At 74.1% G+C, this 26,069-nt stretch carries 21 protein-coding genes, 1 tRNA gene and 1 pseudogene; 13 read left to right on the top strand and 10 right to left on the bottom strand.

Annotated features, from left to right (window positions below):
* The first annotated feature begins 24 nt into the window (after positions 1-24).
* Complete coding sequence (locus D476_RS0127755) at positions 25-900, top strand: DUF1963 domain-containing protein (RefSeq protein WP_017627155.1); 876 nt, start codon at positions 25-27, stop codon at positions 898-900.
* 99 nt (positions 901-999) lie between these two features.
* Positions 1,000-2,451: an outer membrane protein assembly factor BamB family protein gene (locus tag D476_RS0127750; RefSeq protein ID WP_017627154.1), complete on the top strand. Its 1,452-nt coding sequence runs from the start codon at positions 1,000-1,002 to the stop codon at positions 2,449-2,451.
* A gap of 106 nt (positions 2,452-2,557) precedes the next feature.
* Here the strand turns inward: D476_RS0127750 and D476_RS0127745 are convergent.
* Positions 2,558-2,631: transfer RNA gene (locus tag D476_RS0127745), tRNA-Met, on the bottom strand.
* 335 nt (positions 2,632-2,966) lie between these two features.
* Between D476_RS0127745 and D476_RS0127740 the strand changes: the two genes are divergently transcribed.
* On the top strand, positions 2,967-3,956 hold the full coding sequence (locus D476_RS0127740) for a malate dehydrogenase (RefSeq protein WP_017627153.1): 990 nt from the start codon (positions 2,967-2,969) through the stop codon (positions 3,954-3,956).
* A 204-nt stretch (positions 3,957-4,160) separates the two neighbouring features.
* Here D476_RS0127740 and D476_RS0127735 read toward each other — a convergent pair whose 3' ends face one another.
* Positions 4,161-4,769: a TetR/AcrR family transcriptional regulator gene (locus D476_RS0127735; RefSeq protein ID WP_017627152.1), complete on the bottom strand. Its 609-nt coding sequence runs from the start codon at positions 4,767-4,769 to the stop codon at positions 4,161-4,163.
* A 225-nt stretch (positions 4,770-4,994) separates the two neighbouring features.
* Between D476_RS0127735 and D476_RS0127730 the strand changes: the two genes are divergently transcribed.
* The 5 genes from D476_RS0127730 to D476_RS0127710 all read left to right on the top strand — a co-directional run bounded on the left by D476_RS0127730 (position 4,995) and on the right by D476_RS0127710 (position 11,908).
* Positions 4,995-6,428 carry a carboxypeptidase regulatory-like domain-containing protein gene (locus D476_RS0127730; RefSeq protein WP_017627151.1) on the top strand — a complete coding sequence of 478 codons (1,434 nt, stop codon included), beginning with the start codon at positions 4,995-4,997 and terminating at the stop codon, positions 6,426-6,428.
* A gap of 134 nt (positions 6,429-6,562) precedes the next feature.
* Positions 6,563-9,082 (top strand): DEAD/DEAH box helicase, encoded by a 2,520-nt coding sequence (locus D476_RS0127725; protein ID WP_017627150.1) that lies wholly within the window; start codon positions 6,563-6,565, stop codon positions 9,080-9,082.
* A 196-nt stretch (positions 9,083-9,278) separates the two neighbouring features.
* Positions 9,279-10,646 (top strand): alkaline phosphatase family protein, encoded by a 1,368-nt coding sequence (locus tag D476_RS0127720; protein ID WP_017627149.1) that lies wholly within the window; start codon positions 9,279-9,281, stop codon positions 10,644-10,646.
* A gap of 42 nt (positions 10,647-10,688) precedes the next feature.
* Entirely contained in the window at positions 10,689-11,429 is a 741-nt protein-coding gene (locus D476_RS0127715) for a RibD family protein (protein ID WP_017627148.1), read from the top strand.
* Positions 11,426-11,908, top strand: a complete 483-nt coding sequence (locus D476_RS0127710) for a deaminase (RefSeq protein ID WP_017627147.1) — start codon at positions 11,426-11,428, stop codon at positions 11,906-11,908. The genes D476_RS0127715 and D476_RS0127710 overlap by 4 nt, the downstream gene beginning before the upstream one ends.
* 365 nt (positions 11,909-12,273) lie before the next feature.
* On the opposite strand, the gene D476_RS0127705 is transcribed toward D476_RS0127710, so the two are convergent.
* On the bottom strand, positions 12,274-13,158 hold the full coding sequence (locus D476_RS0127705) for a helix-turn-helix domain-containing protein (protein WP_017627146.1): 885 nt from the start codon (positions 13,156-13,158) through the stop codon (positions 12,274-12,276).
* A gap of 188 nt (positions 13,159-13,346) precedes the next feature.
* Between D476_RS0127705 and D476_RS0127700 the strand changes: the two genes are divergently transcribed.
* The 3 genes from D476_RS0127700 (at position 13,347) to D476_RS0127690 (ending at position 16,914) form a co-directional block, all read left to right on the top strand.
* Positions 13,347-13,622 (top strand): hypothetical protein, encoded by a 276-nt coding sequence (locus D476_RS0127700; protein ID WP_017627145.1) that lies wholly within the window; start codon positions 13,347-13,349, stop codon positions 13,620-13,622.
* Positions 13,623-13,950: 328 nt separating this feature from the next.
* Positions 13,951-15,426 carry a glycoside hydrolase family 15 protein gene (locus D476_RS0127695; protein WP_017627144.1) on the top strand — a complete coding sequence of 492 codons (1,476 nt, stop codon included), beginning with the start codon at positions 13,951-13,953 and terminating at the stop codon, positions 15,424-15,426.
* Positions 15,427-15,468: 42 nt separating this feature from the next.
* A complete protein-coding gene (locus D476_RS0127690) occupies positions 15,469-16,914 on the top strand; it encodes an ABC transporter substrate-binding protein (protein ID WP_017627143.1) in 1,446 nt (481 codons plus the stop codon).
* 33 nt (positions 16,915-16,947) lie between these two features.
* Here D476_RS0127690 and D476_RS39430 read toward each other — a convergent pair.
* Positions 16,948-17,100 (bottom strand): annotated as a pseudogene (locus D476_RS39430) (RNA-guided endonuclease TnpB family protein); the annotation flags it as partial.
* Between the two features lie 182 nt (positions 17,101-17,282).
* Here D476_RS39430 and D476_RS0127685 point away from each other — a divergent pair.
* Complete coding sequence (locus tag D476_RS0127685) at positions 17,283-18,290, top strand: carbohydrate ABC transporter permease (RefSeq protein ID WP_051061859.1); 1,008 nt, start codon at positions 17,283-17,285, stop codon at positions 18,288-18,290.
* A 511-nt stretch (positions 18,291-18,801) separates the two neighbouring features.
* Positions 18,802-19,425, top strand: a complete 624-nt coding sequence (locus D476_RS0127680) for a carbohydrate ABC transporter permease (RefSeq protein ID WP_449289417.1) — start codon at positions 18,802-18,804, stop codon at positions 19,423-19,425.
* A 184-nt stretch (positions 19,426-19,609) separates the two neighbouring features.
* Here D476_RS0127680 and D476_RS0127675 read toward each other — a convergent pair whose 3' ends face one another.
* From D476_RS0127675 to D476_RS0127650, 6 genes are all read right to left on the bottom strand, one after another.
* Complete coding sequence (locus tag D476_RS0127675) at positions 19,610-21,070, bottom strand: benzaldehyde dehydrogenase (protein ID WP_026123925.1); 1,461 nt, start codon at positions 21,068-21,070, stop codon at positions 19,610-19,612.
* A gap of 131 nt (positions 21,071-21,201) precedes the next feature.
* Complete coding sequence (locus D476_RS0127670) at positions 21,202-22,980, bottom strand: thiamine pyrophosphate-dependent enzyme (RefSeq protein ID WP_017627139.1); 1,779 nt, start codon at positions 22,978-22,980, stop codon at positions 21,202-21,204.
* Positions 22,977-23,888 carry an ABC transporter ATP-binding protein gene (locus tag D476_RS0127665; RefSeq protein WP_017627138.1) on the bottom strand — a complete coding sequence of 304 codons (912 nt, stop codon included), beginning with the start codon at positions 23,886-23,888 and terminating at the stop codon, positions 22,977-22,979. Before D476_RS0127665 ends, D476_RS0127670 begins: the two co-directional genes overlap by 4 nt.
* Before the next feature lie 14 nt (positions 23,889-23,902).
* Positions 23,903-24,709, bottom strand: coding sequence for an ABC transporter permease (locus tag D476_RS0127660; RefSeq protein ID WP_017627137.1), 807 nt, complete (start codon positions 24,707-24,709; stop codon positions 23,903-23,905).
* Positions 24,706-25,560, bottom strand: a complete 855-nt coding sequence (locus D476_RS0127655; RefSeq protein ID WP_017627136.1) for an ABC transporter permease — start codon at positions 25,558-25,560, stop codon at positions 24,706-24,708. Before D476_RS0127655 ends, D476_RS0127660 begins: the two co-directional genes overlap by 4 nt.
* Positions 25,557-26,069: ABC transporter substrate-binding protein (locus D476_RS0127650; RefSeq protein WP_017627135.1), on the bottom strand; the 513-nt coding region annotated here is incomplete at its 5' end. The genes D476_RS0127650 and D476_RS0127655, both read right to left, overlap by 4 nt.

Below are 26,069 nucleotides of genomic sequence, written 5' to 3'. Positions count from 1 at the left end.
CCGGGGCTCTGGTTGGATCCCGGCATGGACATGACCGAGGCCGCCGCCGTATTGCGGCAACAGTGCGTGGACGACTTCGGGGAGGCCATCGGGGGGAGCCTGGCCGCGATGGCCACGCCCGGCTTCGAACTCACCGACGCCGCCCCGGACCGCCCCCGGACGGGATCCTGCCGGTTCGGCGGTTCCGCCCTGCTGGAGCCCGGCACGGTGTGGCCGGAGTACGAGGGCCTGCCGCTGAGCCTGTTCGCCGTGCTGGACACCGGCGCGCTCGCCCACTGGTCGGGCGAACACCACGGACCGGGTCCAAGACTGCTCAACATCTTCTATTTCGAGACCCCCGACGACTCGTTCCGCCCGGCGCAGTGGTCTCCGTGGGAGGGCTGGGCCGATCCGCGGGTAGGGGACGCGAAGGCGTCGTGCGCGGTGATCGCCGCCCGCCCGGAGCGCGCCGAGGAGGCCCACACCCCGGAGATGGCCACGGTCTTCCCCTCCACCCCGCAGCACGCCGCGCCGATGCTGATGACTCCGGACGAGTGGGACGACGCCCTGGGATACCTGGACCTCCATGCGATACCCGAGTTCGCCGCGGCGAGCGCGTTCGAACGGGACCATCCGGAATCCTTCCTGTCCCGCCACTTCCGCTGCGGGCCGGGCCGTCTCGTGCGGCCGGACGGCGACGGCGAGGATCCCGGCCCGAGCTCGGCGATCGCCTTCGGGTGGCCGCGGTCCCTGTCCGGGGGTACGTACACCGACGGCGGCCGGGACCGCCCACTGCTCCAACTGCCCACCAACGACCTGTGGAGCTGGTCCGAAGGCGGCTCCGTCCACATCATCCTGCCCGGCGAGGACCTGGCCGCCGGTGACTACACCGAAGCCGCCGCCTACGTCGACGGATGGTGAGGGCCGCGAGGGAAGCGGATCCCCCGCTTCAGGTCGGCCCGGGGTCCTGCCCGCTGTCCGTCGAGGCGAATCCCCCCGAAAGCCCCATAGAATCCCCGCATGGCACGGCACGGGATCGTCGCCTTGGCGACCGCCTTTACGTTCCTCATCCCCCTCAGTGCCTGCTCCTTCTCCGAGGAACCGTTGAACCTCGACTTCGAAGCGACGGCGATCAGCCCTGACAAGCCCTTCACCTGTGACGGCGAGGACGACTGCGACGAGCCCGGCACTGTGCGGTGGTCGTTGCCCCTGGAGGGTGACTACTTCCTGCACTGGTCCCGGTCCCGACAGGCTTCGGCGCCTTCCCTCTTCGCCGAATTCCTTCTCATGGACGACCCCTCCTATCCCGACCGCCCGAACGGGATCTACAGCAAGGGTGTCTTCTACTTCATGGAAGGGGACCGCATCACCGCCGTCGACACCGGCGAACCGGCCGTGCAGTGGACCGAGGCGGTCGACCCGGACCGGTTGAAAGTCATCACCTACCCCCACATGGTCGGCGACTCCCTCTTCTTCGTCGATGACAGGCTCGACGAGGACGAGACCATGTACACCGTCGACCCGGGCCCCTCGGGGGTCGAGTGGCACCGTGTCGGCATCTCGGGGAGGTATCACTCCGACCCGTTCCTCCGCGATGACGGCAGGCATGTTCTCGTGAAGCCCAGCGTCGTCGGCGACAACCTCATCGTCGACGCGGAAGACGGCTCCGTCGCATGGTCGGGGTACTTCGAAGAGTCCGACGGCGCAAGCGAGGTACTCTCCGATGGCTCGGCCGCCATCACGGACGATGCCGCATACACCTTCATGAGAATGCCGGTCAGGGGTCACTTCACCCGGATCCTTCGATGGGACACGAGTACGGGCGAACTCGCCGAGACGATCAAGCTCGGGAACGGCGTCGACATCCCCACGAACGCCGCACTGGTCGCCGCGAACTCCGAAGTCCTCCTCGCATCCACCGGAAACTGCGAGGCGACCCCCTGCTCGTCACCGGGAGGGCTCTGGGGGCTCGATCCGCGGACCGGCGAACCGCTCTGGGAACGTTCCGAGGGGTCCGACGAGGAGGCCACCTTCATCGCCCTCGAAGACGGCGAGCACGGAGATACCGTCATCGTTCTGGGCCTGGACGGCGCCCCTTTCGCGCTGGATCCGACGACCGGTGAAGAGGTCGACACCGCCGTCGCCCCCCGTCATCTCCCCCATGTGTTCGGGGCGAGGCACACCGCCCGGGTCGGGGCACGATTCCTGTGGTCCGACACGCGCCCCGACAGGCAGGAGCGGATGTCGGCCCCGCTGCAGGTGAGAGGTCCCGGCTTGCGGGGCGGGGAGGAGGTCCTCATCGACATGGCGCTGGGGACGCGGTACCTGACCTCCTACACCGAGGACGGCAGGATCATCGGGGTCTTCCTGGCCTGTGCCCCTGACGGCCTGAAGGCGGTGGACCGCAGCGGCATAGACGCCACCGAGCAGTGCACATCCCCACGGCTGTTCGCGGTGGACTACGGCATCTAAGCGGCCGACGGGCCACGGCTCGCCCCCGGACCCCTCTCCCGAAGCGCGAAACCCCAGCACCATGGCACACAACGCCCATGGCCTGGGGTTCCTCGGTGCGCGGTCGTAGGGAGGGCGGGGCTCGAACCCGCGACCCAGGGATTATGAGTCCCCTGCTCTGACCGGCTGAGCTACCTCCCCGCGTTCCCGGTGGACGGCCCGTCCCGCCGGTTCCGGGGCCTCAGGGCCTCCGCGCGCCGTCATCTTACAGGGCGTCGCTGCGCGACCGCAGCGACGGGAGCGCCGGACGGCCCGCTCCGCCGGGGTTTCCGGAACGCGACACGTCGAATCGGCGGGACGACGGGCCGGGCGCGGCGCGGGGCGGGCGCGCGTACGGGCCGCGACCATGGGCAATAGGGTGGTCCCGCGCCCGCGGGTGCGCTCCGGCCGTTCGGGCCGGGGGCGGCCGGGCGGGGCGGCGGGCCGCGAGGTAGCATCGCGGGTCGCACACACGTCACCAGGAGAAGAAGAAGGTCATGGCCCAAGTACCCGTCAATGTCACCGTCACCGGTGCCGCCGGCCAGATCGGCTACGCGCTGCTGTTCCGCATCGCCTCCGGGCAGCTTCTGGGTCCCGACACCCCGGTCAAGCTCCGCCTTCTGGAGATCCCGCAGGCTGTGAAGGCCGCCGAGGGCACCGCGATGGAGCTGGACGACTGCGCCTTCCCGCTGCTCAAGGGCATCGACATCTTCGACGACGCCCGTCAGGCCTTCGACGGCGTCAACGTCGGCCTGCTCGTGGGCGCGCGCCCGCGGTCCAAGGGGATGGAGCGCGCCGACCTGCTCGAGGCCAACGGCGGGATCTTCAAGCCCCAGGGCGAGGCGATCAACGCCGGCGCCGCCGACGACGTGCGCGTGCTGGTGGTCGGCAACCCGGCCAACACCAACGCGCTCATCGCCCAGGCGCACGCCCCGGACGTCCCGGCCGAGCGGTTCACCGCCATGACGCGCCTGGACCACAACCGGGCCCTGACCCAGCTCGCCAAGAAGCTGGGCGTGGGCATCACCGACATCAAGAAGATGACGATCTGGGGCAACCACTCGGCCACCCAGTACCCCGACATCTTCCACGCCGAAGTCAACGGCACCACCGGGGCCAAGGCGGTGGACGACGAGGCGTGGCTGCGCGACGACTTCATCCCGACGGTCGCCAAGCGCGGCGCGGCGATCATCGAGGCCCGCGGCGCCTCCTCGGCCGCCTCCGCGGCCAACGCCGCCATCGACCACGTCCACGACTGGGTCAACGGCACGCCCGAGGGCGACTGGACCTCCGCGGCCATCCCGTCGGACGGCTCCTACGGCGTCCCCGAGGGCATCATCTCCTCCTTCCCGGTCACCTCCCGCGGCGGCACGTGGGAGATCGTCCAGGGGCTGGAGATCGACGCGTTCTCCCGCGAGCGCATCGACGCCTCCGTCCAGGAGCTGGTCGAGGAGCGCGAGGCGGTTCGCAAGCTGGGCCTGGTCTGACCCGGTCACGGCTCTCGTTCTCAGGGCTCGAGGGCGCGCCCCCCAGGGGGCGCGCCCTTTTCGCGTCTCAGGGGGCGAGGGGTCTCAGGATGCGGGCGCGCGCGGGGGGACGGGTGCCGGAAGAGATGCGGGAGACCGTTCACGCGAATGCACACGCCGGAACGGTCGGCCGACCGTGCGGTCTCGTGCGGCCGCCGTGCGGACTCACTCCGGCGGGGGTGTGAGGCCCCGCTCGACGCCGTCGAACGCCTCGGCGAGGACCTCCGACATGTCCCGCTCCTCGGCCGCCCCCTGCCACACGTTCACGGCGACGTGCACCGCCGTCACCGACACGGCCGCAACCAGCCGCACGTAGGGGTCGTCCGCCCCGCGCCCGGTGCGCTCGCCCAGGCCGTCGCGCAGGGCCAGGTTCAGGGTGCGCGCCGCGACCATCCCCCGCTGGAGGACCTGCGGGTTCGCGCGCAGCAGCGCCGCCTCCTGGCGCCACGTGTCGCCCGCCACCGCCCGTGCGATGGACTGCTCGACGACGGCGCGCACCGCCCCAAGCGGCTCCTCCTCCGGCGGCCGCGCGCGCACGCGCCCCGCGACCTCCTCGTGGGTGTCGCGGGTGAACGGCAGGAGGGTCTCCTCCTTGGCGTCGAAGTAGTTGAAGAAGGTCCGGGGCGAGACCCCGGCCTCGGCGCAGATCTCCTCGACGGTGACCGAGGTGGGCCCCCGCTCGGCGAAGAGCCGCACCGCCGCGGTGCGCAGCGCCTGCCGGGTCATCCGCTTCTTGCGCTCGCGCAGTCCGGCGCCCTCGTCGGCCGTCGTCATCGTGCGCCCCGCGCCCCTCACCTCGTCGCTCCCGGATCCGCCGGGCACGACTGTACCGGCGCAGGGCGGCGGTCCGGGGCCACACCGGTTCACAAATAATTACACTAATGCATTTTTGCAATAATGCATGTTTTCGCCTACCGTGGAGGACTCCCCCCGTCCGTCCTGCGGCGCCCCTCCCCCGCCGCGCCCCTGTCCGCGCCCCCGTCCTGCCCGAGGTGACACGTGCCCAACGAGACCGCGACGTCGCCCGGCGGCGCCTCCCGCGCCCTGGAGACCGCCCGGACCCTGGCCAACGCCCTGTGGTTCCCCGTGCTCTTCGCCGCCGGCTTCATGTTCTGCTACCTGCTGCCCTTCCACAGCCCCGCCCCGCACGACCTGCCGGTCGCGGTCCAGGGCGAGGAGGCGGCGGCCGCGGTCTCGGTCGCCCTGGAGGACGCCTCCCCCGGCGGCTTCGACGTCGTCCCCACCGACGACCCCGAGCGGGTGGTGCTGGACCGGGACGCCGTGGCCGCCTACGACCCGGCCCACCACGAGCTGTACGTCGCCGGGTCGCTCGGCGCGGCCCTGGAGCAGACCGCGGTGTCGACCTTCACGCCGGTCGCCGCCCAGGACAGCTCCGGGCTGGAGGTCACCGACGCCGCACCGAGCGCTCCCGGCGACGGCATGGGGATGTCGCTCTTCTACCTGGTGCTCACCTGGACGCTCACCGGCTACATCTCGGTGATCATGCTCGCGGCGCACGCCCCGCACCTGCGGCGCCGCGCCAAGGTCCTCACCGTGGCCGGGTTCGGCGCCTTCACCTCGGTGTTCTGCTACACCGTCGCCGACGTGATCGACGCGATCCCGCACGACCTGTCCGTCATCCCCATCGCGTTCCTGCTCACCCAGGCCGTCTCCTGGACCTGCCTGGGCCTGGCGCCGTTCGTCACCAAGTGGCTGCCCGGCGTCGCGATGACCGTGTTCGTGCTGCTGAGCATGCCCTCCAGCGGCGGCGCGATCCCGCTGCCGATGGTCCCGGAGTTCTTCCAGAACCTGCACCCCGTGCTGCCCATGGGCCGCGCCATCGACGCCATCCGCGCGGTCCTGTACTTCGACGGCGCCGGTCTGTGGCCCGCGGTGGCCGTGCTCGGAGGCTGGCTGGCGCTGGGCGCCCTGCTGCTCGCCGCGGCCACCGTGCGCGAGCGCTCCCGTCGGCGCGCCCCCGGCGCCCACGCCGGGGGCGCGGCCCGCGCCGCCTCGGAGGAGGCCGACGACGCGGCCGGATCAGGGCCCGGGACCGACGCCTCGCCGTCCCTGATCGGCCGGGTCACCGACACCTCGGGGCGCCCCGTGGCCGGCGCGGTGGTCAGCGTGGTCGACCACGCCGGTCGGCACGTCGCCGCCCTGGAGAGCGGGACCGACGGCGCCTACAGCGGCATGGGCCTGCCCGGCGACCGGCTGACCCTGCTCGCCTCGGCCCCCGGCCACTCGCCCCGGGTGGCGCGGGTGACGCTGGATCACGGCGGGCTCGTCCACCTGGACTTCGCGCTCTACCCCGACGACGCCGCGGTCCGGGCGCCCGAGTCCGGCGTCTCGGAGGGCTTCCTGCCGGTGTCGGGCCGACGGGTTCCGCTCGGGCGCCGCGTGCGCGAGATGGACGGCGGCGGGTCCGCCTGACCCCGGCGGGCCCGTACCCCCGCGGCCCCGTCCCCGGCGCGGTTCTGCGCAGGGGCGGGGCCGTCCGCCTCCCCACGGGCACTCGTCCACAGGGGCGAGTGCCGTGAAGAAGGCAGTGCCATGGAGAAGGCAGTATGGAGAGCGTGAGTCTCCTTGAACAACTTCCGGCCCGGCCCGAACCCGACACCGTCTTCGAGGCGTTCGCCTCCTGGGCCGAGGAGCGTGGCCTCACCCTCTACCCGCACCAGGAGGAGGCCCTGATCGAGGCCGTCTCCGGCAGCAACGTCGTCCTGAACACCCCCACCGGCTCCGGCAAGAGCCTGGTCGCGGCCGGGGCGCTGTTCGCGGCGCTGTCGCGGGACGAGTGCGCCTTCTACACCGCGCCGATCAAGGCCCTGGTGTCGGAGAAGTTCTTCGACCTGTGCGCGATCTTCGGAACCGACAACGTCGGGATGATGACCGGGGACGCCAGCGTCAACGCCGACGCGCCCATCGTGTGCTGCACGGCCGAGGTGCTGGCCAACATCGCCCTGCGGGACGGGGCCGACGCCGACATCGGCACCGTGGTCATGGACGAGTTCCACTTCTACGCCGAGCCCGACCGCGGCTGGGCGTGGCAGGTGCCGCTGCTGGAGCTGCCGCAGGCCCAGTTCCTCCTCATGTCGGCCACGCTGGGCGACGTCAGCCGGTTCGAGGAGGACCTGACGCGGCGCACCGGCCGCTCGACCGCCGTCGTCACCTCGGCGGAGCGGCCCGTGCCGCTGTACTACTCCTACCGGAAGACGCCCCTGCACGAGACGCTGGAGGAGCTGCTGGAGGGCCGCGAGGCCCCCATCTACATCGTGCACTTCACCCAGGCCCAGGCGGTGGAGCGCGCGCAGTCGCTGACCAGCATCAACATGTGCACGCGGGCGGAGAAGGACGCGATCGCCAAGGAGATCGGCAACTTCCGCTTCACCACCAAGTTCGGACGCAACCTGTCCCGGTACGTGCGCCACGGCATCGGCGTGCACCACGCGGGCATGCTGCCCAAGTACCGCAGGCTGGTGGAGCGGCTGGCCCAGGCCGGGCTGCTCAAGGTCATCTGCGGCACCGACACCCTGGGGGTGGGCGTGAACGTGCCCATCCGCACGGTGCTGTTCACCGCGCTGAGCAAGTACGACGGCACGAAGGTGCGCCGCCTGAGCGCGCGCGAGTTCCACCAGATCGCGGGCCGGGCGGGACGCGCCGGGTTCGACACGGTCGGCAACGTGGTCGCGCAGGCGCCCGAGCACGTCATCGAGAACGAGAAGTCCCTCGCCAAGGCCGGGGACGACCCCAAGAAGCGGCGCAAGGTGGTGCGCAAGAAGGCGCCCGAGGGGTTCGTCGGCTGGGACCAGTCCACCTTCGAGAAGCTCATCGCCGCCTCCCCCGAGCCGCTGAAGTCGCGGTTCAAGGTCAGCAACGCCATGCTGCTGAGCGTGATCGCCCGCCCGGGCGACTGCTTCGCGGCCATGCGGCACCTGCTCACCGACAACCACGACGACCGGCCCTGGCAGCGCAAGCACATCCGCGAGGCGATCGCGATCTACCGGTCGCTCATCGACGGCGGCATCGTCGAGAAGCTGGAGGAGCCCGACGGCGACGGGCGCACCGCGCGCCTGACGGTCGACCTGCAGCCGGACTTCGCGCTCAACCAGCCGCTGTCGACGTTCGCCCTGGCGGCGTTCGAACTGCTCGACCGCGAGTCGCCGACCTACCCCCTCGACGTGCTGACCATCGTGGAGGCCACCCTCGACGACCCCAGGCAGATCCTCGGCGCGCAGCTGAACAAGGCGCGCGGAGAGGCCGTGGCGCAGATGAAGGCCGACGGCGTCGAGTACGAGGAGCGCATGGAGCGGCTGGAGGAGATCGAGTACCCCAAGCCGCTGGAGGAGATGCTCGACCACGCCTACGAGGTGTACCGGCGGGGGCACCCGTGGGTGGGCGACCACCCCCTGCGCCCCAAGTCGGTGGCCCGCGACCTGTACGAGCGTGCGATGACCTTCACCGAGTACGTGTCGTTCTACGAGCTGGCGCGCTCGGAGGGGCTGGTGCTGCGGTACCTGGCCAACGCCTACAAGGCGGTGAGCCAGACCGTGCCCGAGGACGCCAAGACCGAGGAGCTGCACGACCTCATCGAGTGGCTGGGCGAGCTGGTGCGCCAGGTCGACTCCAGCCTGCTGGACGAGTGGGAGCAGCTCACCAACCCGCAGGAGGACGAGGAGCCGCAGGCCGCCCAGGAGGAGCGCCAGCGCCCCGTCACCGCCAACACGCGGGCGTTCCGGGTGCTGGTGCGCAACGAGATGTTCCGCAGGGTGGAGCTGTCGGCGCTGCGGCGCTACGACGAGCTGGGCCGCCTGGACGGCGAGGACGGCTGGGACGCCGAGGAGTGGGAGGAGGCCCTGGAGGGGTACTTCTCCGAGCACGACACCATCGGCACCGGCCCCGACGCGCGCGGCCCGAAGATGCTGTCCATCGAGGAGGACGGGGAGCACGCGGTGTGGCGGGTGCGCCAGGCGTTCGAGGACCCCGAGGGCGACCTCGACTGGGGCGTCTCGGCCGAGGTCGACCTGACCGCCTCCGACGAGGAGGGCCGCGCCGTGGTCCACGTGACGGACGTGGGCCGCATGTGACGGCGTCGCCCCCGCTCCCCTGGCCGGGGCAGCGGGACCCCTGGCGCAGATGAGGCCTCGAAGCCGTGCGGGACAGGGCGCGCACGATCGGCCCTCCGGCGGCTGGGACACCCCCATCCGGGTCTGACGGTCCCGGCCCCCGCGGGGATACGATCGCCGCGTCCGCGTTCCGACGCCTGCCCCGAGGGGGTCCGCCGTGGCCGGTCGCCGTGTCGCCTTCACCAGCCGTGCCGCAGGGTCCGGAGGGGCCGCCCGATCCGGTGCCCCTGCAAGCGCGTCCTCGGCCGCCGGGGAACCGGACGCCACGGGCGCGGGTGCCTCCGCCGCCACCGCGGCCGCGGCCGAGCGGTCCGCGGAACCGGGGCGCCCCTCCGGCCCGGTCGTCCTCGTCGACTGGGACGGCGTGGACCCCGCCTACCTGGAGGCGCACCTGGACGGCTGCGCGCCCGTGCTCGCCGGGCTGATGCGAAGCGGGGCGCACGCCGTGATGGAGTGCACCTACAAGTCGGTGTCCAACCCCAACCGGGCGAGCACCGCCACCGGCGCCCGCCCCGCGGTGCACCGCAACACCGCCTATGTGCTCGACCCGGCGACCGGGAAGGCCCGGGGGCAGACGCGGGCCATGCGGGCCGAGACCCTGGCCGAGGCGCTGCGGCGGCAGGGCCGGACGGTGCTGTCGGCCGGGTGGTACATCGTGGAGGACCGCGGCACCGCCTACGGCGACCCCGAGGCCCTGTACACACAGGGCAGGACGTGGGAGGAGAACGTCGATTCGGTGGTGTCGGCGCTGCGCGGCGACCCGGTCGACTCGGGCGGCACCCCGGTGCGGCTGCCGCGGGTGCCCGACCTGATCGCGGCGTACTCGGCCGACATCGACACGATCGGGCACCGGGAGGGGCCCCGATCACCGCGCATCCCCGAACGCCTGAGGGGGCTCGACGCGGGGCTGGGCCGGATCGTCGCCGAGGTGCGCCGTGTGGGCCTGCTGGGGCGGACCACCTTCGTCTTCGTCTCCGACCACGGCATGACGGGCTACACGCGCTCCCTGGAGCCCGAAGTGCTCGGGGCGATCGCCGGGGCGGGGTTCACGGCCGAGCGCCTGTACTCGGGGCGGACGCCCGCCCCGGCGACGGAGGTCGTGCTGACGGCGACCCCCCGCGCGGCCAACGCCTACCTGCGGGGCCCGGCGGCGGCGCCGGACGGACGCGCTCGGCTGCTGCGCGCCCTGTGCTCCCTCGACGAGCTGGAGGCGGTGCACACCCGCGAGGGGCTCGACGCCCTCGGCGCGGCACCGGAGGAGGGCGACCTGGCCCTTGAGGCCCGGCCGCCCTACGCCTTCGTGGACCCGGACGCGCTGGACGGTACCGAGCGCGGCGGGCACGCGAGCCTGCGCGAGGGCCGCGCCCCGCTGGCCCTGTCCGGCGCGGCCGTGCGGGCGCGCGCACGGCTCCTCGCGCCGGGGGTGATCGACGTCGCACCGACGGTCTGCCGCCTTCTGGGCGCGGCCCCGCCGGCGCACGCGCAGGGGCGTGTGCTGGAGGAGGCGCTGGTCCCGCGCCGGTAGCGGGCGGGGGCGGCGCGGCACCGGGACGCTAACCTGTCCGCCATGGACCGTCCCTACACCATCCTGAGCTGCGCGGTCTCGCTCGACGGCTATATCGACGACGCGAGCCCCGACCGCCTCCGGCTGTCCAACGACGAGGACTTCGACGAGGTCGACGCCCTGCGCGCCGAGTGCGACGCGATCCTCGTCGGCGCGGGGACGGTCCGCAAGGACAACCCGCGCCTGCTGGTGCGTTCCCCCGCCCGCCGCGAACGGCGCCTGGCCGCAGGGCGCACCGGCGACCTGGTCAAAGCGGTGCTGTGCGAGAGCGGAAAGCTCGACCCGTGTGCGCGCTTCTTCGTCACCGGCGACGCGGACAAGGTCGTCTACACGGGCGCGAGCGCCTACCCGGCCGCCGAGCAGCGCTTCCTGGGCGCACCGGGGACCTCGGTCGTCGACGCGGGCGACCCGCCGGCGCTCGACGTGATCCTGGCCGACCTGGCGCGAAGGGGCGTGAAGAGGCTCCTGGTCGAGGGCGGGACCCACGTGCACACGTTGTTCCTGACCAGCGGGCTGGCCGACGAGCTGCGCCTCGCCGTGGCGCCGTTCTTCGTCGGGGACGCGACGGCCCCCCGGTTCACGGGTCCGGGGGTCTTCCCCGACGGGCCGGGGACGCCGATGCGCCTGGAGGAGGTCCGGCGGCTGGGGGAGATCGCGGTGATGCGGTACCGGTCCGCAAGAACCGGGGACCCCGGCGCGGACGGCGGGGCGACCGGCGGAGCCGCTCCCGGGGCGGCCCGATGACCGGCCGGCCGGGGACCGGCGGCCCGGCGTCCGCCGACGACCGCGACCGGGCGCTCCTGCGCCGCGCCATCGAGCTGTCCCACCGGTGCCCGCCGTCGGCGACGGCGTTCTCGGTCGGCTGCGTGATCGCCGACCGGAACCGCAAGGTGATCGCCGAGGGGTACTCACGCAGGGACGACCCGCACGACCACGCGGAGGAGACGGCGCTCAGGGGCCTGGCCCCCGATGACGGCCGGCTGGCGGGGGCCACGCTCTACAGCTCCCTGGAGCCCTGCGGGAGGCGCGCGTCCCGCCCGCACCCCTGCGCCGAGCTGATCCTCGCGACACCGATCCCGCGCATCGTCTACGCGTGGAGCGAGCCGAGCCTCTTCGTCGAGGCGACGGGGGCGGCGCGCTTGGCCGGTTCCGGCCGCACGGTCGTCCGCGCCCCGGATCTCGAAGAGGAGGCCAGGGCCGCCAATGCGCATCTCCTCTCGTGAGGGATGGCGCCCGTCGACCGACCTTCGCCATGTTTGGCTTCGAAGGAGCCGTCCCACCGAACACCGGTCACTCTGAGCGAAGCGAATGCCGCCCCGTCGGGGTAGAGCGCGGACACGGCCGGGTACACCGTTCCATGAGCAGGGCTGCCCTTCACCCGCACCGGTCCGGAGGGCGCGCAGCGACGAAGTTCTCCGGAGGGATGATCACAGGGGGTGACCTTGGACGAGGAGTAGCGGCTCACGAGTATGCACGACACGAGAGACGCACGGGAGCGAGCCCCACAACTGCGACGCCCGCTCCCTCAACAGGCACAGCAACCCATCAATCCTCGTCCACGGATGTCACTCTCTCTATTCATCATGAATCACCCATAGGCCCACTGGAGTCCACAGACGTCGTCTCGGACATCCATGAAGTCGTGGGAGTAGAACACTCCCCCGCTGCCGATGATCTCGTTGCGGTGGTCCGGTTCGCTGAATTCGACCACGGACTTCCGCCCCCGGAACCAGTGGACCGTACGCGGTACCCTACAACGCGGGTAGAGCAGCCGGAACCCGACGCGCCCCACCCCGGTCGTGCTCCCGAAACTGACCCTGGGCACCGCTTCGGCGGCGCTGTCGACGCGCAGGCTGTATCCCAGCCTGTATCCGTCCTCACCGGGATGGATGTCGTGATCGAGGCGGAAGACCGCGACCACCACGCCGATACCGCTCTCCTGGAGGCGCTCCACGGCGCACCCGTGCCCGGCTTCGACCCGGATGACCCCCCTGCGCGGATCGGTCGGATAGGCGAACCTGCGGGTGAACAGCGAGACATTCGGTGCCATCGCCGAGATCATCTCCACCGTGTGGACCTCCGCAATGACCCCGCGGTCGTCAATGCAGTAGAGGGACTCCTTCTCATGAATCCAGTAAGTGGAGGCGATTTCCTCCCGGGGGCTTTCGGCGGTCACTTCCTCCACGGGTTCCACGTCCCTGGGCCCACCTCCCCGCCTCCGCGCCTCTCCGGCCGCCTTCGCCCGCGCATAAGCCGACAGCACGCGCGCCCGGTCGCACCCGAACCTGTTCACGTAAAGCAGGACGAATTGTCGCGAGGGCATCACCCTGCCGTTCTCCGCGTTGGATACATGCCCCGATGAGAACCCCGGGACCTGACGTGTCGTGGCCCCGGCCGCGTTGCGGGCGGCCCGGAGGAGCTCTCCCAGGATTCCCAGCTCGGGGGTGTTGGGCTCGTGGGCGGATCCGGCCATGGGGGCTTCCTTCCGGGTGACCGTGCCTGCTTGCTTGCCCGCTTCCCGTGCTTGCTCGCACGGATTCTGTGTATCGGCAAGCATTCCCTCCATGTGCTCCCCTGATGGTGGCCGGACGGTCCGGGGTGGCCGAAGGCGGCCACCCCGGGCGGCGGTCCGGTGGGTCGGTCAAGGGAGGAGGACGGTCCATGGCCGTTCTGTTCACCGCCCTCGCCTGCTTCATCGCGGGGGCGATCACCGGATGGGTCCTCACGTCGAACCACGCCACCTGGTCGATGGACCGCATCGTTGCCCGCCAGCAGCGCGAGATCCACTACCTGCGCGAACTCCTCGTCGAATCCGAGACGGCGGCGCGCCGGGCCGCCGCCGACGCCGCCCGCCACGTGCGGGGCGCGGACCAGTGGGGCGGCGACCGGATGCCGTCCCGGAGGAGCGTCGACAAGGACGTCGACGGCGTGCACTGAGACCGCGCACGAAACCGATCGGCCGGCCGTCCGGCCCGGACGGCCGCAGCCTTCGCAGGCTCCCCACCGGGGGACCCCGGCCCCGGTGGGCGAGTGAGCGGTGCGGGGCGATGCGCCCGCGCCCCTCCCCGGACCGTGATCCGGGCCCTCTCTTCCCAGCGCTCTTTTCACGTCCGCCCGCCTCGGTCCCCGACACAACGCGCCGGTGCCGTTCGGGTCTGGTCAGACGCCCCGGGAATGGGGACGATCGGCCTACAGAGCGGCCCCGCCCCGCCCGCCGGTCCGCGCGGGCGGGGCACGGGGCGGTACAGCGAACGAGGTGATCCCCATGCCCGTGGAGAACGGCGCGCCCGACACGGCGGCGCCGCTGGGGACCCGGGGCACCGCCTGGTCCCCCGAGACCCGGCTGTACACCGACGGCGTCGCCGAGGGCGCCGACGGCTCCCCACTCGCCGTTCCGCCGCACTCGGACCGCCTGCGCGTGCCCGGGACCGCCCTGCTCGACCCGCGCTGGCCCTCGGAGGGCGCCGCGCCCGCCGACCCGGCGGCCGTGTCCGCCCGCCGCGCCGAACTCGCCTCCGCCTGGATCCCCGGCCAGTCGTCCCGCTGGTGCGACATGGCGCGCACCGCCCTCATCGACATCCGGGCGCTGCTCTTCCCCAACGGCGCGATGGTCGCGGCCGCCAGCCCCCACTGGCGGTACGTGTGGCCGCGCGACGCCTCCTACTGCGCCGTGGCGCTGGCCCTGTGCGGGCTGCGCGCCGACGCCGTCCGCGTACTCGCCTACCTGGAGCGGGTCCTTCCCCATTCGGGCCCATGGCAGGCGCGGTACCTGCCCGACGGCTCCGGGGACGTACCCGACGGCCGGGGCGTCCAGCTCGACGGCGCCGGATGGGTGCTGTGGGCGGCCTGGGTCGTGGAGAGGTCGGGCGGCGGCCCGCGCCCGCAGTCCCCGACCGCCCCCGTCCCGCCGCTCGACGGCCCACCGACGGGCCCACCGGTCGGGCGCGACGCGCTCACCTCCTCCCCCGAAGCGGCCACGGACTCCCTCCACATCGGGCCGGGGCGGCCCAAGGAGCCGGAGCGCGACGGGACGGGCAGGGGTCCGGCGGCCGCCGACCTGGCCGCCGTCGAACGGCTCGTCCCGCGTGCCCTCGCCGTCGTCGAGGAGTCCCTCGACCCGCGCACCCGCCTCCCGCGCCCCTCCCCCGACTACTGGGAGAAGCGCACCGGCGACCTCACCCTCGGCACCGCCGCGCCGTTGGCCCTCGGCGCCCGCTCCGCGGCCGCCCTGACCGGGAACCCGACCGCCGCCGACCTCGCCGAAGGGCTGCAGGAGGCCGTCGAGGCCGGGTTCGCCCCGCACGACTACCCGCGGGCCGTCCCCGGGGCCTCCGGCGGCGCGGCGGGCCGGGACGCCTCCGTCGCCTTCCTGCTGCCGCCCTTCGCTCCCGCACGCCCCGGCCCGCACGCCGCGTGGCTGCGCACGCTCGAAGCGCTGCGCGTGTCCAACGGCGGGCTCCGCCCGGGCGAGGACTGGCCCGACCCGGTCACCGCCTGGACCCCGCAGGTGTCCCTGTTCGCGATGGCGGCCGCCTGCCTGGGCGAGCGCGCCGTCGCCGCCCGCCTGCTCGACTGGCTGGACGCCCGCCGCACCCGCCTGGGCTCCCTCCCGGAGAAGGTCACCGCGGCCGGGCGTCCGGCCGCGGTGGCCCCGCTCGCCCTCACCGGGGCGTGCGTGCTGGCCGCCCTCGCCGCACTGGAGGGCCGCCCGCCGCCCGTCCCGCCGATCCCGCCCCGCTGACCCGGCCGCGCCACGACCGGCCGCCGCCCCACGGAGGTGCCGATGCCCGAGCCGCGCCCCCACCCCCGCCCCGAGCCGTGTCCCGACCGGCGCCCCGGCTCCGCCCGCCGGGTCCGCCCCCGGCCCCCGGCCCGCGCCGTCGGCGCCGCCGCCGCGGCGCTGCTGCTCCCCCTCGCCGCCTGCCAGGCACCCGAGGACGACGGCGCCCTCGTGTTCTGGACCCCGCATGTCACCCCCGACCGCCTCGCCCAGCAGGAGGCCACCGCCGCCGCGTTCACCGAGGAGACCGGCATCGGGGTGGACGTGGTGCCGATGTCGGCCGAGGACCAGAACCAGAGCATGGCGGTCGGCTCCGCCTCCGGCGACGTGCCCGACGTGGTGCTGCTCGCCCCCGACCAGGCCGCCGCTTGGTCCGCCCAGGGCGTGCTCGACACCGCGACCGCGGACGCGGTCGTCCAGGAGCTCGGCCCCGGCACCTTCAGCCGCAACGCCCTGGACATGGTCACCTTCGAGGGCGTTCCGGCCGCCGTGCCCAGCGACGGCTGGGGCCAGGTGCTCGTGTACCGGGCCGACCTGTTCGAGCGGGCCGGGCTCGACCCGCCCGCGACGCTGGAGGACGTCGCCCAGGCGGCCGGGAAGCTCGACGGGGACGGCCGGGCCGGGATCGTGCTCGGCACCCGGCCGGGCGACCCGTTCACCACCCAGACCGTGGAGGCGCTGCTGTTGGCCGGGGGCTGCGAGCTGGTGGACGGCGCGGGCGAGGTGGCCCTGGAGTCGCCCGCGTGCGTGGCCGCCCTGGACGCCTACGCCCGCATGGCCGAGGCGTCGGTGCCCGGGGACCAGGACGTGGAGACCACCCGCGCCGCGTACCTGTCGGGGGAGGCGGCGATGCTCTTCTGGGGCTCGCACATCTACGACGAGCTGGCCGGGCTGGCCCCCGACTTCCCGCCGACGTGCCCGGAGTGCTCCGACGACCGGGGGTTCCTCGCGGAGAACTCCGGAACGGTGGGCGCGCTGACCGCCCCCGACGGGTCGCCCGTGCAGTACGGGCTCACCCTCAACCTGGGCGTGCCCGTCGGCGCGGACACCGCGGACGCGCGGGCGTTCGTCGAGTACCTGATGGGGCCGGGCTATGTGGAGTCCCTGGAGGTCTCCCCCGAAGGGCGGGTCCCGGTGCGGCCCGGTACGCCCGAGGCCCCGGACGTGTACGCCGACGCGTGGTCGGAGCTGCCCACCGGGGAGGACGACGACACCCGGGCACCGCTGTCGGAGTTCTACGGCGAGGCGGTGATCGGGGACATCGTCGAAGGCGCGCAGTCCTTCCGCCGGTGGGGCTACGGCACCGAGCACGCGGCGTTCGCGGGCCCGCTGGCCGCGGAGAACACGCTGGCCAGGGAGGTCGGGCCGCTCTTCGAGGGCGAGGAGCCCGCGGTGGTCGCCGCGTCCATGGCCGACGCGGCCCGCGCGGTCCAGGCCGACACGGGTTGACCTCCTCCCCTGCCTCAAGGCAGGAGACCCGGCGGTCGCCCGCTGGGTCTCCTGCTTCCCCGACGACCGCCCCGCCCGGGAGGATTCCCGTTGAGGTCTGACACCGTCTCCACAGGCAGACGCGGCCGACCCGGCCCGAACGTTGACCGCCGCGTTCGCGTCGCGGTCATGGGTGGTGCCGTAGACGAGGCGCACGCAGCCGGACGTGCGCGACGGCTCCGCCGCCTGCTCGCCCCGCGGGCCCAAGCCTCACATGTCGCCGGGCGCCGGACCGCCCGGGCGGCGATTCGGCGTTTTCCGCCCTGCTCCGCAGGGGCTTCGTCCCCTCTCCGGCCTGATGGCCGGGGTTTCCGCCAAGGAAGGCCCTGATGGCCGGGCCGTCAGGCGGTGCGGGGACGGACGGAGATGTGCCGAGGGCCGCCCCTGACCGGCGCCCCCGCCGCGGAGATCGCCGCCGCGGCCTGACCCGTCGTGCGCGTGAGGAGCTGCACGGGAGGCTGCTGGTCGCCCCCACCCTGCTCGTGGTGGGTGTGGTGGTGCTGCTGCCGTTCGCCGCCGTGCTCGTGCTGTCGGTGCAGGAGCTGCGGCTGATCGAGATCCGCACGCTGAGCCCGTCCGACCTGGGGGTGTCCCTGGCCAACTTCGCCGGGGTGGTCACGGCGTCCGGCTTCTGGGCGGCGGTGCGCACCACCTTCGTGTACGCGGCCGCGACCACGGCGGGCTCGCTGGCGGCCGGGCTCGCCCTGGCCCTGGCCCTGCGCCGCCCCTTCCGGGGCCGGGGCCTGATGCGGGGCCTGGCGCTGGTGCCGTACGTGCTGCCGGTGGTGGCGGCGGCCACGATCACCGAGATGCTGCTCGACCCGCAGTACGGGGCGGTGAACGAGGCGGGCCGCCGCTTCCTCGGCTGGGAGGTGCCGATCGACTTCCTGACCGAGCACCGCATCGACGTGGCCGGGCTGCCGGTCCCGGTGGCGCTGAGCGTCGTCGTCGCGTTCGAGGTGTGGAAGTCGTTCCCGCTGGCGTTCCTGTTCCTGACGGCGCGCCTGCAGGCGGTGCCCCGGGACGTGGAGGAGGCGGCGGTGGTGGACGGCGCCTCGCCGCTGCAGGTGTTCCGGCACGTGCTGCTGCCGCAGCTCGCCGGTGTGCTGGGGGTGCTGGCGCTGTTCCGGTTCATCTGGTCGTTCCAGAACTTCAACGACGTGTACCTGCTGACCGGCGGCGCGGGCGGCACCGAGGTGGTGGCCGTGCGGGTGTACCGGGAGCTGGTGACCAGCGCGGACGTGGGGTCGGCGGCGGCGCTCGGCGTGCTGATGACGGCCGCCCTCGCGGTGCCGCTGCTGTTCTACCTGCGCCAGGTGCGAAAGGGGCGGCTGTGATGATCCCCCCGGCCGAAGCGAGGGGTCTCCCGGCCCGAAAGGCCCCTCCGGGCGTCGGACCGCCCCGGCCCGGTCCCCGCCCCGCGCCCGGCGCCTGCGCGGTTCACGCGCCGAAGGGCCGGTACCCCGCGCGGTCCGACGGCCACCGGTATCCCATCCGGTGGGCCGGTGCGGGGTCCGGAACCGAAGCCTCTCCGGTACGGAACGGGGTCGGGGCCGTCGGCGCCGACCCCCCTGTGCACCCCGCCGTCCGGGGCGGAGGACACCCGTGACGGCCCGGCGCCGGTGGGACCGGCACACGGTGGAGCGGCGCGTCCTGGGGGCGGCCCGGGTCGTCGTGATCGCCNCGCCCGCCGGTCCCCTCCTCTACGGGATCGTGCTCTCCGTGCGCCCCTTCGCCGCGTTCGTCGCGGACCCGCTGGCGCTCCCCTCGCTCTCGGAGATCGACATCGGTTCCTACGCCACCGCCCTGCGCTCGGAGGAGGACGGCGGCTTCGGCCTGGCCCGGTTCATGCGCAACTCGGCGTCCGTCGCCGCCTGGACGACGGTGCTGACCGTGGCCTGCAGCGTCCTGGGCGCCTATGCCGCCGTCCGGCTGCGCTTCTTCGGACGCGACACCGTCAACGGCTTCTTCCTCGCGGTCTACCTCTTCCCCGGCATCGTGCTGGCCGTTCCCCTGTTCGTCCTGTTCAGCCGGGTCGGCCTGACGGGGACCCTCACCGGGCTGGTGCTGATCTACATGGCGCAGACGGTGCCGGTGGCGCTGTACATGCTGCGCGGCTACTTCCAGGCGGTCCCGGCCGGGGTGGAGGAGGCCGCCGAGGTGGACGGGTGCAACCGGCTGCAGGTGATCGTGCGGGTGGTGCTGCCGATGGCGCTGCCCGGGATCACCGCCACCGCGCTGTACGTGTTCATGATCGCCTGGAACGAGTTCCTGTTCGCCCTGCTGTTCCTGGTCGGCGACCGCGAGCGGTGGACGGTGTCGCTGGGCATCGCCCGGCTGGGCGACTTCGCGGTGCCCGCGCCGGTGCTGATGGCCGGGTCGATCGCGATCACCGTGCCGGTGGTGGCCGGATTCCTGCTGGCCCAGCGGCTCCTGGTGTCCGGCCTGACCGCGGGCGCGGAGAAGGGGTGAGCCGGGCGGCGCGCGGCGGGCGCGGAGCGCGGACGGGGACGGGGAGGGAGACGGNCCGTGACCTGCTCCCTCCGGGCGGCCGCAGGCCGCCCGACGGTGTCGGGCGCACGGACCGGAGCCTGACCCGGCCGTGGTCGGCCCGGTCGGGGCGACCACGGCCGGAGCGCCTCCCCCCGGCAGGTCCTCAGAACGGATAGCGCTCGATGTCGGCCTGCATCGTCACCCACTGGGTCTCCGTGAAGGCCTCCATGTTCGCCGCGGTCCCGCCGAACCTCGACCCCGTTCCCGAGGCCCCCACCCCGCCGAAGGGCGCGGTGGCCTCGTCGTCCACGGTCTGGTCGTTGATGTGCACCAACCCGGCCGGGATGCGCTCGGCCAGCTCCATGCCGCGCATCGGGTCGCCCGTCAGCACCCCCAGCGACAGCCCGTACTCCCCCTCCGACGCCAGCGCGACCGCCTCGTCCTCGGTGTCGAACGCGATCACCGGCGCCACCGGCCCGAACACCTCCTCGGCGTAGGCGGGTGCCTCCGGACCCACCCGGTCGAGCACCGTGGGCCGGTAGAACAGCCCGTCGTAGGCGCCCCCGGCGCGCAGCCGCGCCCCCGCCTCCACGCTCCGCGTCACCAGGCCGTGCACCCGGTCCCGCTGGCCGGTGTCGATGAGCGGCCCGAGCGCGGCCGGGTCGTCCGCCGGGTCCCCCACCGCCAGCGCGTCGGCCTTGGCGGCCAGCCGCTCGGCGTACTCCTCGGCGATGGAGGAGTGCACGATGTGCCGACCGGTGGTCATGCAGATCTGCCCCTGGTGCAGGAACGCCCCCCAGGCCCCGGCGGAGGCCGCCGCCTCCACGTCGGCGTCGCCCAGCACCACCAGCGGCGAGTTGCCGCCCAGCTCCAGGTGGACCCGCTTGAGGTGGCGCCCGGCCGCCTCGCCGACCTTGCGCCCGGCCGCGGTCGACCCGGTGAAGGACACCACGCGCACCCGGGGCTCGGCCACCAGCCGCTCGCCCGCCTCGGCGCCGCCGGGCAGCACGTGCAGCACCCCTTCCGGGAGCCCGGCGCGGCGGAACACCTCGGCGACCACCGCCCCGCCGCACACCGCCGTGCGCGGGTCGGGCTTGAGCACCACGGCGTTGCCGAGCGCCAGGGCGGGCGCCACCGACCGCATGGCCAGGATCAGCGGGAAGTTGAACGGCGAGATGACCCCGACCACCCCGGCGGGCACCCTCCGGGACATGCTGAGCCGCGGCTTGGCCGTCCGCAGCACCTCCCCGGCGGGCTGGGAGGCCAGCGCCGCCGACTCATAGGCCTCGGTGACCGCCAGGTGCGACTCGAACGCGGCCTTGCCCTGGGCCGACCCGGCCTCGCGGACCAGCCACCCGGCGATCTCCTCTGCGTGCTCCTCGAAGAGCGCACCGGCGCGGCGCAGGACGGCGGCGCGTTCCTCGAAGGACGTCGCCGCCCACCCCCGCTGCGCGTCGGCGGCGCGGGCCGCCGACGCCGTCACATCGTCGGCGTCGGCCATGCCGATGCGGGCCAGCTCCGCGCCGGTGGCCGGGGAGGTGGCGGGGGCGTCGCCGCCGCGCGGCTTCGTCCAGTCGCCGGTGAACACGCGTCCGCCGAAGGCGGTCGGGTCGAGCAGGGACATGCGGTCCTCCAATGGGAAAGGGCGGTCCGTCCGGACAGGACGGGCGGCGGGCGGGCCCGGAGCGGCCCGGCCCCGGCGGCCCGTGGGGCCGGGACGGGAGCCGGGGCCCGGCCTGCCCTGTACAGACGCGGTCATGGGCGGAAGTCGGGGTCGGGGGCCACGGCGACGTCGAGGACGACGGGTTCGGTGCGCTCGCGCAGGCCGGGCAGGACCGCGCCGAGCTCGGCCTCGACCTCGTCGGCGGTGGCGGCGGTGCGGGCGGGGCAGCCGAGGCCGCGGGCCAGCGCGGCGACCGACACCTGGGGGAAGCCGGGCCAGGGCGCCTTGCCGCCGTGGCGTTCGGCGAGGCGGTCCATGACGGCGTAGCGCCCGTTGGACAGCACGATGAACAGGACCCCGGCCCCGTAGCGGGCCGCGCTCCACAGCGCCTGCACCTGGTAGAGCGAGGACCCGTCGCCGACGACCGCCACGACCGGGCGGTCCGGGGCGGCCATGCGCACCCCGGTGGCGGCGGGGAGGGCGAACCCGAGCCCGCCCATGGCGGCGGACAGGAACCCCATCGGCCGCCGGACGGGGACGATGCGGTGCAGGTCGGGGCGGCTGGAGGGGGTCTCCTCGACGAGGACGGTGTCCGGGTCCATCCGCGCCGCGAGGGCGGCCAGGACGCGGGCGGGGCTGAGGGGTGCGACCGCGCCTCGGGAATCGGGAGGGCCGACCGCCTCCGGGGGTGGCGGAGGCGTGCTCGCGTGGGCGGCCGACGCGCCGCCGTCGGAGGGGGCGCGCCCCCCGGAGGCGCGTGGTTCCCGTTCTTCACGGTCGGCGCGGACGCCGCCGGGGCCCTCCGACCGGCCGGGGGCGGCCTCCAGGGCTGCGGGGACCGCCCCTCCTCTCCTCGGGCGCGATGGCACCTGGGACGCCAGCAGCCTCAGCGCCGGTCCGATCGGCGCGACCACCGCCACCTCGACGGGGGCCCGGTGCGCCTCCGCAGGGTCGTCGGTCAGCAGCGCCACGCGCGTCCCCTCCGGGACCAGCGGCCCCTCCGCGTAGGGGTACTGGCGGAACACCGGCGCCCCCACCGAGAGCACGGCGTCGCACCCGTGAAGCCGCTCACGCAGCCCGGGCCGGTCGGCGGGCAGCACCCCCGCGTACAGCGGGTGGTCCTGCGGGAACCCGGCGCGCGCCCCGAAGCTCTCCTGGTACACCGGGGCCCCGATGCGCTCGGCCAGCGCCCGCAGCGCCGTCCACCCCTCCTCTGAGTCCGTCCCCGCGCCCGTGACCAGGGCGGGCGCCGACGCGTCGGCGAGCAGGGCGGCGAGCGGCTCCACGTCGGCGGCCTCGGCGGTGGCCGACCGCACCACGCGGGCGGGCGCCGCGTCGGGGTGGCCGGCCCCGCCCGCCGGGGCGGACCAGTCGCCCTGCGGCACGACCACGATGGCCGGTCCCCGCCCGTGCTCGGCCTCGAAGCGGGCCCGCGCGATCGCCCCGGGGACCTCCTGCGGGACCGCCGGTTCGCACGTCCAGACGGGGTACTCGCCCGCCAGTCCGCGCAGGTGCCCGGTCAGGAACGGTTCCAGGGCCAGGTGGCGGCGGTCCTGCTGGCCGACGAGCACCACCAGCGGCGCCCGGTTGACGCGCGCCGTGGCCAGGGCGCCGACGGCGTTGCCCAGCCCGGCGGTGGTGTGCAGCTGCACCAGGGCGGCGCGGTCCCGCGCGATGGCCCACCCGGTGGCCATGCCGACCACCGACCCCTCGTGCAGGGCCAGGACGAAGCGCAGGTCGTCGGGGAGGTCGGTGAGGAAGGCGACCTCGGTGGAGCCGGGGTTGGCGAAGATCGTGGTGAGCCCGTGGGCGCGCAGCACGGCGACGGCGGCGTCGCGGACGGTGCCCTCGGCCGCCTCCGGAGCGTTCACCGCGGGCCGCCGGTGGTGGTGGGCGTTCGCTCGGGGCCGTCGGCGCCGCCCGTGCCCTTGTCGGCCTCCGGGTCGTCCGGGTCGGCGGCCCCGTCGGCCTCGGCCCCTCCGGTACCGGCCCCGTCGGCACCGGAGGGGCCGCCACCGTTCTTGGCGGTCTGGATCTCCCGGTACACCTGGGCCCGCAGTTCGGCGAAGCGCGGCGCCGAACGGGTGGTGAGCTGGTCCCGCTCGTCCGGCAGGTCCACGCGTACGTCGTCCTGCACCACGGTCGGCGAGGCCGACAGCACGATCACCCGCTGCCCCAGGTACACCGCCTCGTCGATGTCGTGGGTGACGAACAGGACCGTCATGGAGAACCGCTTCCACAGCCCCCGGATCAGGTCCTCCAGGTCGGCGCGGGTCTGCGCGTCGACGGCGGCGAACGGCTCGTCCATCAGCAGCACCCGCGGCTCGTAGGCGATGGCCCGGGCGATGGCCACGCGCTGCTGCATCCCGCCGGACAGCTCCCACGGGTGCCGTGCCCCGGCGTGCGCGAGGCCGACGGCCTCCAGCGCCCCGTCCACCAGCTCGCGGCGGCGGGCCTTGGGCAGCCGCTTCTCCTTGAGGGGCAGTTCGACGTTGCCGCGCACGGTCAGCCAGGGGAACAGGCTGCGCCCGTACTCCTGGAACACCACGGCCATGTCCGGCGGCGGCCCGGTGACCGGGCGCCCGTCGAGCGCGACGGTGCCCGCGGTGGGGCGCATCAGCCCGGAGACGCACTTGAGCAGGGTCGTCTTGCCGCACCCGGAGGGACCGACCAGGCAGGCCAGTTCGCCTTCGCCCAGGCGGAAGGTCAGGTCGCGCACGGCCTCCACCTCGCGGCCCCGGCCGCTGTAGGTCTTGCGCAGCCCGTCGACGTCGAGCATGGGGATCCTTCCTCTCATTCCCCGCGGGAGGCGGCGCGCAGCCCGCGGTGCCAGGCCAGGGCGTGCCGCTCCGCGCGGGCGAAGACGGCGGAGAGCGCCACCCCCAGCAGGCCCAGCAGCACGATGCCGCTCCACATCTCGGGGATGGCGAAGCTCCGCTGGAACTGGACCACGGCGTAGCCCAGGCCGCTGGAGCTGGCGAACATCTCGCTGATGACCATGAGGATGATCGCGATGGACAGGGCCTGGCGCAGGCCGGCCGCGATCTGGGGGCTGGCCGAGCGCAGCACCAGCACCCCGAGGCGGCGCCGTCCCCGGATGCCGTAGACCCGGCAGGTGTCGGCCAGGACGGGGTCGACGGCGCGCACCCCTTCCACCGTGTTGAGCAGCACCGGCCATACGCACCCGGACACGACGACGGCCGCGCGCATCGAGGTGTCCAGGCCGACCAGCAGCATCAGCAGCGGCACCAGCACCGGCGGCGGCACGGCGCGCAGGAACTCCAGGACGGGTTCGGCGGCGGCGCGCAGCCGGGTCGACATCCCGAGGGGGACGCCCACCCCGATGCCGAGGACGGCGGCCAGGGCGTAGCCGGTCAGCAGCAGGCCGACACTGGGCAGTACGTCGGTGAGGAAGCGCTCGGAGATCCACACCTCGGCGAAGGTGGCGGCGATGGTGCCGGGGTCGGTGAGGAAGAAGCTGCCGGAGGACGCGGCCGCCCACCACCACAGGGCGATGAGCACGGCCGGGAGCCCCAGCACCCTGAGGGCCGACGCCGCGCCCTTGCGCGCGGTCGCGGTCGCATCGGCTTCGGCGCTCATACGGCCGCCTCCCCTCGGACGGAGCTGTGCCAGCGCAGCAGTCGGCGCTCCACGGCGCGGACCCCCGTGTTGACCGCGACGCCCAGTAGCCCGGTGGCCACGATCAGGGCGTACACGAGCGGGGCGGCGCCGCTGGACTGGGCGACGGAGATCTCCTGGCCCAAGCCGGGGGTGCCGATGGTGAGCTGGGCGGTGATGGTGAGGATGAGCGCCACCGCCGCCCCCAGCCGCACCCCGGTGAGCAGGTAGGGCAGGGCGGTGGGCCACACCAGGTGGCGCAGCCGGGCCCACCGGCCCAGCCCGTAGGCGCGGGCGGTCTGCTCGGCGACGGGGTCGAGGTCGGCGACCCCGTAGAGGACCTGGATGTAGATCTGCCAGAAGGAGGCGTAGACGACCAGCAGCAGCGTGGAGCGCAGGTCGCTGCCGTACATCAGGATCGCCAGGGGGATGAGCGCGACCGAGGGGATGGGCCGCAGGAACTCGACGGTGGAGGCGGTGGCGGCGCGCAGCGCGGGGACCGACCCGATGGCCAGGCCCAGGGCGACGGCGGCGGCGAAGGCGATGGCCAGGCCCAGTGCCCAGGCGGAGACGGTGGCGCCGACGGCGCTCCAGAAGGCGCCGGTCGCCGACCGTGCGGCCAGGGTGGCCAGCACCTCGGAGGCGGGAGGCAGGTGGTCCGCGGACACCGCGGGGGTGCGCGGGACCGCCTCCCACACCAGCAGGAACGCGGCCCCGCCCGCGACCCCCAGGAGGGCGTCGCGCCCGGGGAGGGGGCGGCGCGGGGCCGCGGCGGCGGGGCCGGGCCCCGCGCCGGTCCCGGCGGCGGGCCGTGCGGCGGGGGCGGCGGTCATCCGGCCTCCGCGAACAGCGCGTCGACGTCGGGGGTCTCCTCCACCAGCCCGTCCTCCTCCATGAGGTCGGCGATGGTGCGCACCGATTCGCGGTCGGCCTCGGGTGGGAACGCGGGCAGCCGGATCTCCTCGATGACGGCCGGATCGATCTCGGTGTACTCACCGAGGATGCGCCGCACCTCCTCGGGGTGGGCCTGGGCGTAGGCCAGGGCCTCCTTCATGGCGGCGGTGAAGTCGGCGACCAGCTCCGGGTCCTCGGCCAGGACCTGTTCGGAGGTGAAGTAGGCGGCAATGGTCAGCTTCGGGTGGGCGTCGGCGAAGTTGGAGGCCACTTCGGTGGCGCCCGCCTCCAAGGAGGTGGTCAGGAAGGGTTCGACCACCCAGGCGGCGTCGACCTCTTCCTTCTCCAGGGCGGCGGGCATGTCGGGGAAGGGCAGCTCCATGAACTCGACCGCGGACGGGTCGCCGCCGGCCTCGCGGACCGAGTTGCGCACGGTGGTGTCGCCGAT

The organism is Nocardiopsis chromatogenes YIM 90109 (assembly GCF_000341185.1).
Taxonomy (GTDB): domain Bacteria; phylum Actinomycetota; class Actinomycetes; order Streptosporangiales; family Streptosporangiaceae; genus Nocardiopsis_A; species Nocardiopsis_A chromatogenes.
The sequence above is the reverse complement of the archived record's forward strand: the minus strand, read 5'-3'. Positions and strand labels throughout refer to the sequence as shown.

Bases quoted from the DNA above. Each gene is read 5' to 3' on its own strand.
- D476_RS0127705 (WP_017627146.1), bottom strand. From the start codon at position 13,158: ATGGCCGGATCCGCCCACGAGCCCAACACCCCCGAGCTGGGAATCCTG.
- D476_RS0127695 (WP_017627144.1), top strand. From the start codon at position 13,951: ATGCCCGTGGAGAACGGCGCGCCCGACACGGCGGCGCCGCTGGGGACC.
- D476_RS0127725 (WP_017627150.1), top strand. From the start codon at position 6,563: ATGGAGAGCGTGAGTCTCCTTGAACAACTTCCGGCCCGGCCCGAACCC.
- D476_RS0127755 (WP_017627155.1), top strand. From the start codon at position 25: ATGGACATGACCGAGGCCGCCGCCGTATTGCGGCAACAGTGCGTGGAC.
- D476_RS0127715 (WP_017627148.1), top strand. From the start codon at position 10,689: ATGGACCGTCCCTACACCATCCTGAGCTGCGCGGTCTCGCTCGACGGC.
- D476_RS0127740 (WP_017627153.1), top strand. From the start codon at position 2,967: ATGGCCCAAGTACCCGTCAATGTCACCGTCACCGGTGCCGCCGGCCAG.
- D476_RS0127735 (WP_017627152.1), bottom strand. From the start codon at position 4,769: ATGACGACGGCCGACGAGGGCGCCGGACTGCGCGAGCGCAAGAAGCGG.
- D476_RS0127665 (WP_017627138.1), bottom strand. From the start codon at position 23,888: ATGCTCGACGTCGACGGGCTGCGCAAGACCTACAGCGGCCGGGGCCGC.
- D476_RS0127655 (WP_017627136.1), bottom strand. From the start codon at position 25,560: ATGACCGCCGCCCCCGCCGCACGGCCCGCCGCCGGGACCGGCGCGGGG.
- D476_RS0127710 (WP_017627147.1), top strand. From the start codon at position 11,426: ATGACCGGCCGGCCGGGGACCGGCGGCCCGGCGTCCGCCGACGACCGC.
- D476_RS0127675 (WP_026123925.1), bottom strand. From the start codon at position 21,070: ATGTCCCTGCTCGACCCGACCGCCTTCGGCGGACGCGTGTTCACCGGC.
- D476_RS0127750 (WP_017627154.1), top strand. From the start codon at position 1,000: ATGGCACGGCACGGGATCGTCGCCTTGGCGACCGCCTTTACGTTCCTC.
- D476_RS0127680 (WP_449289417.1), top strand. From the start codon at position 18,802: ATGCGCAACTCGGCGTCCGTCGCCGCCTGGACGACGGTGCTGACCGTG.
- D476_RS0127660 (WP_017627137.1), bottom strand. From the start codon at position 24,709: ATGAGCGCCGAAGCCGATGCGACCGCGACCGCGCGCAAGGGCGCGGCG.
- D476_RS0127690 (WP_017627143.1), top strand. From the start codon at position 15,469: ATGCCCGAGCCGCGCCCCCACCCCCGCCCCGAGCCGTGTCCCGACCGG.
- D476_RS0127700 (WP_017627145.1), top strand. From the start codon at position 13,347: ATGGCCGTTCTGTTCACCGCCCTCGCCTGCTTCATCGCGGGGGCGATC.
- D476_RS0127685 (WP_051061859.1), top strand. From the start codon at position 17,283: ATGGCCGGGCCGTCAGGCGGTGCGGGGACGGACGGAGATGTGCCGAGG.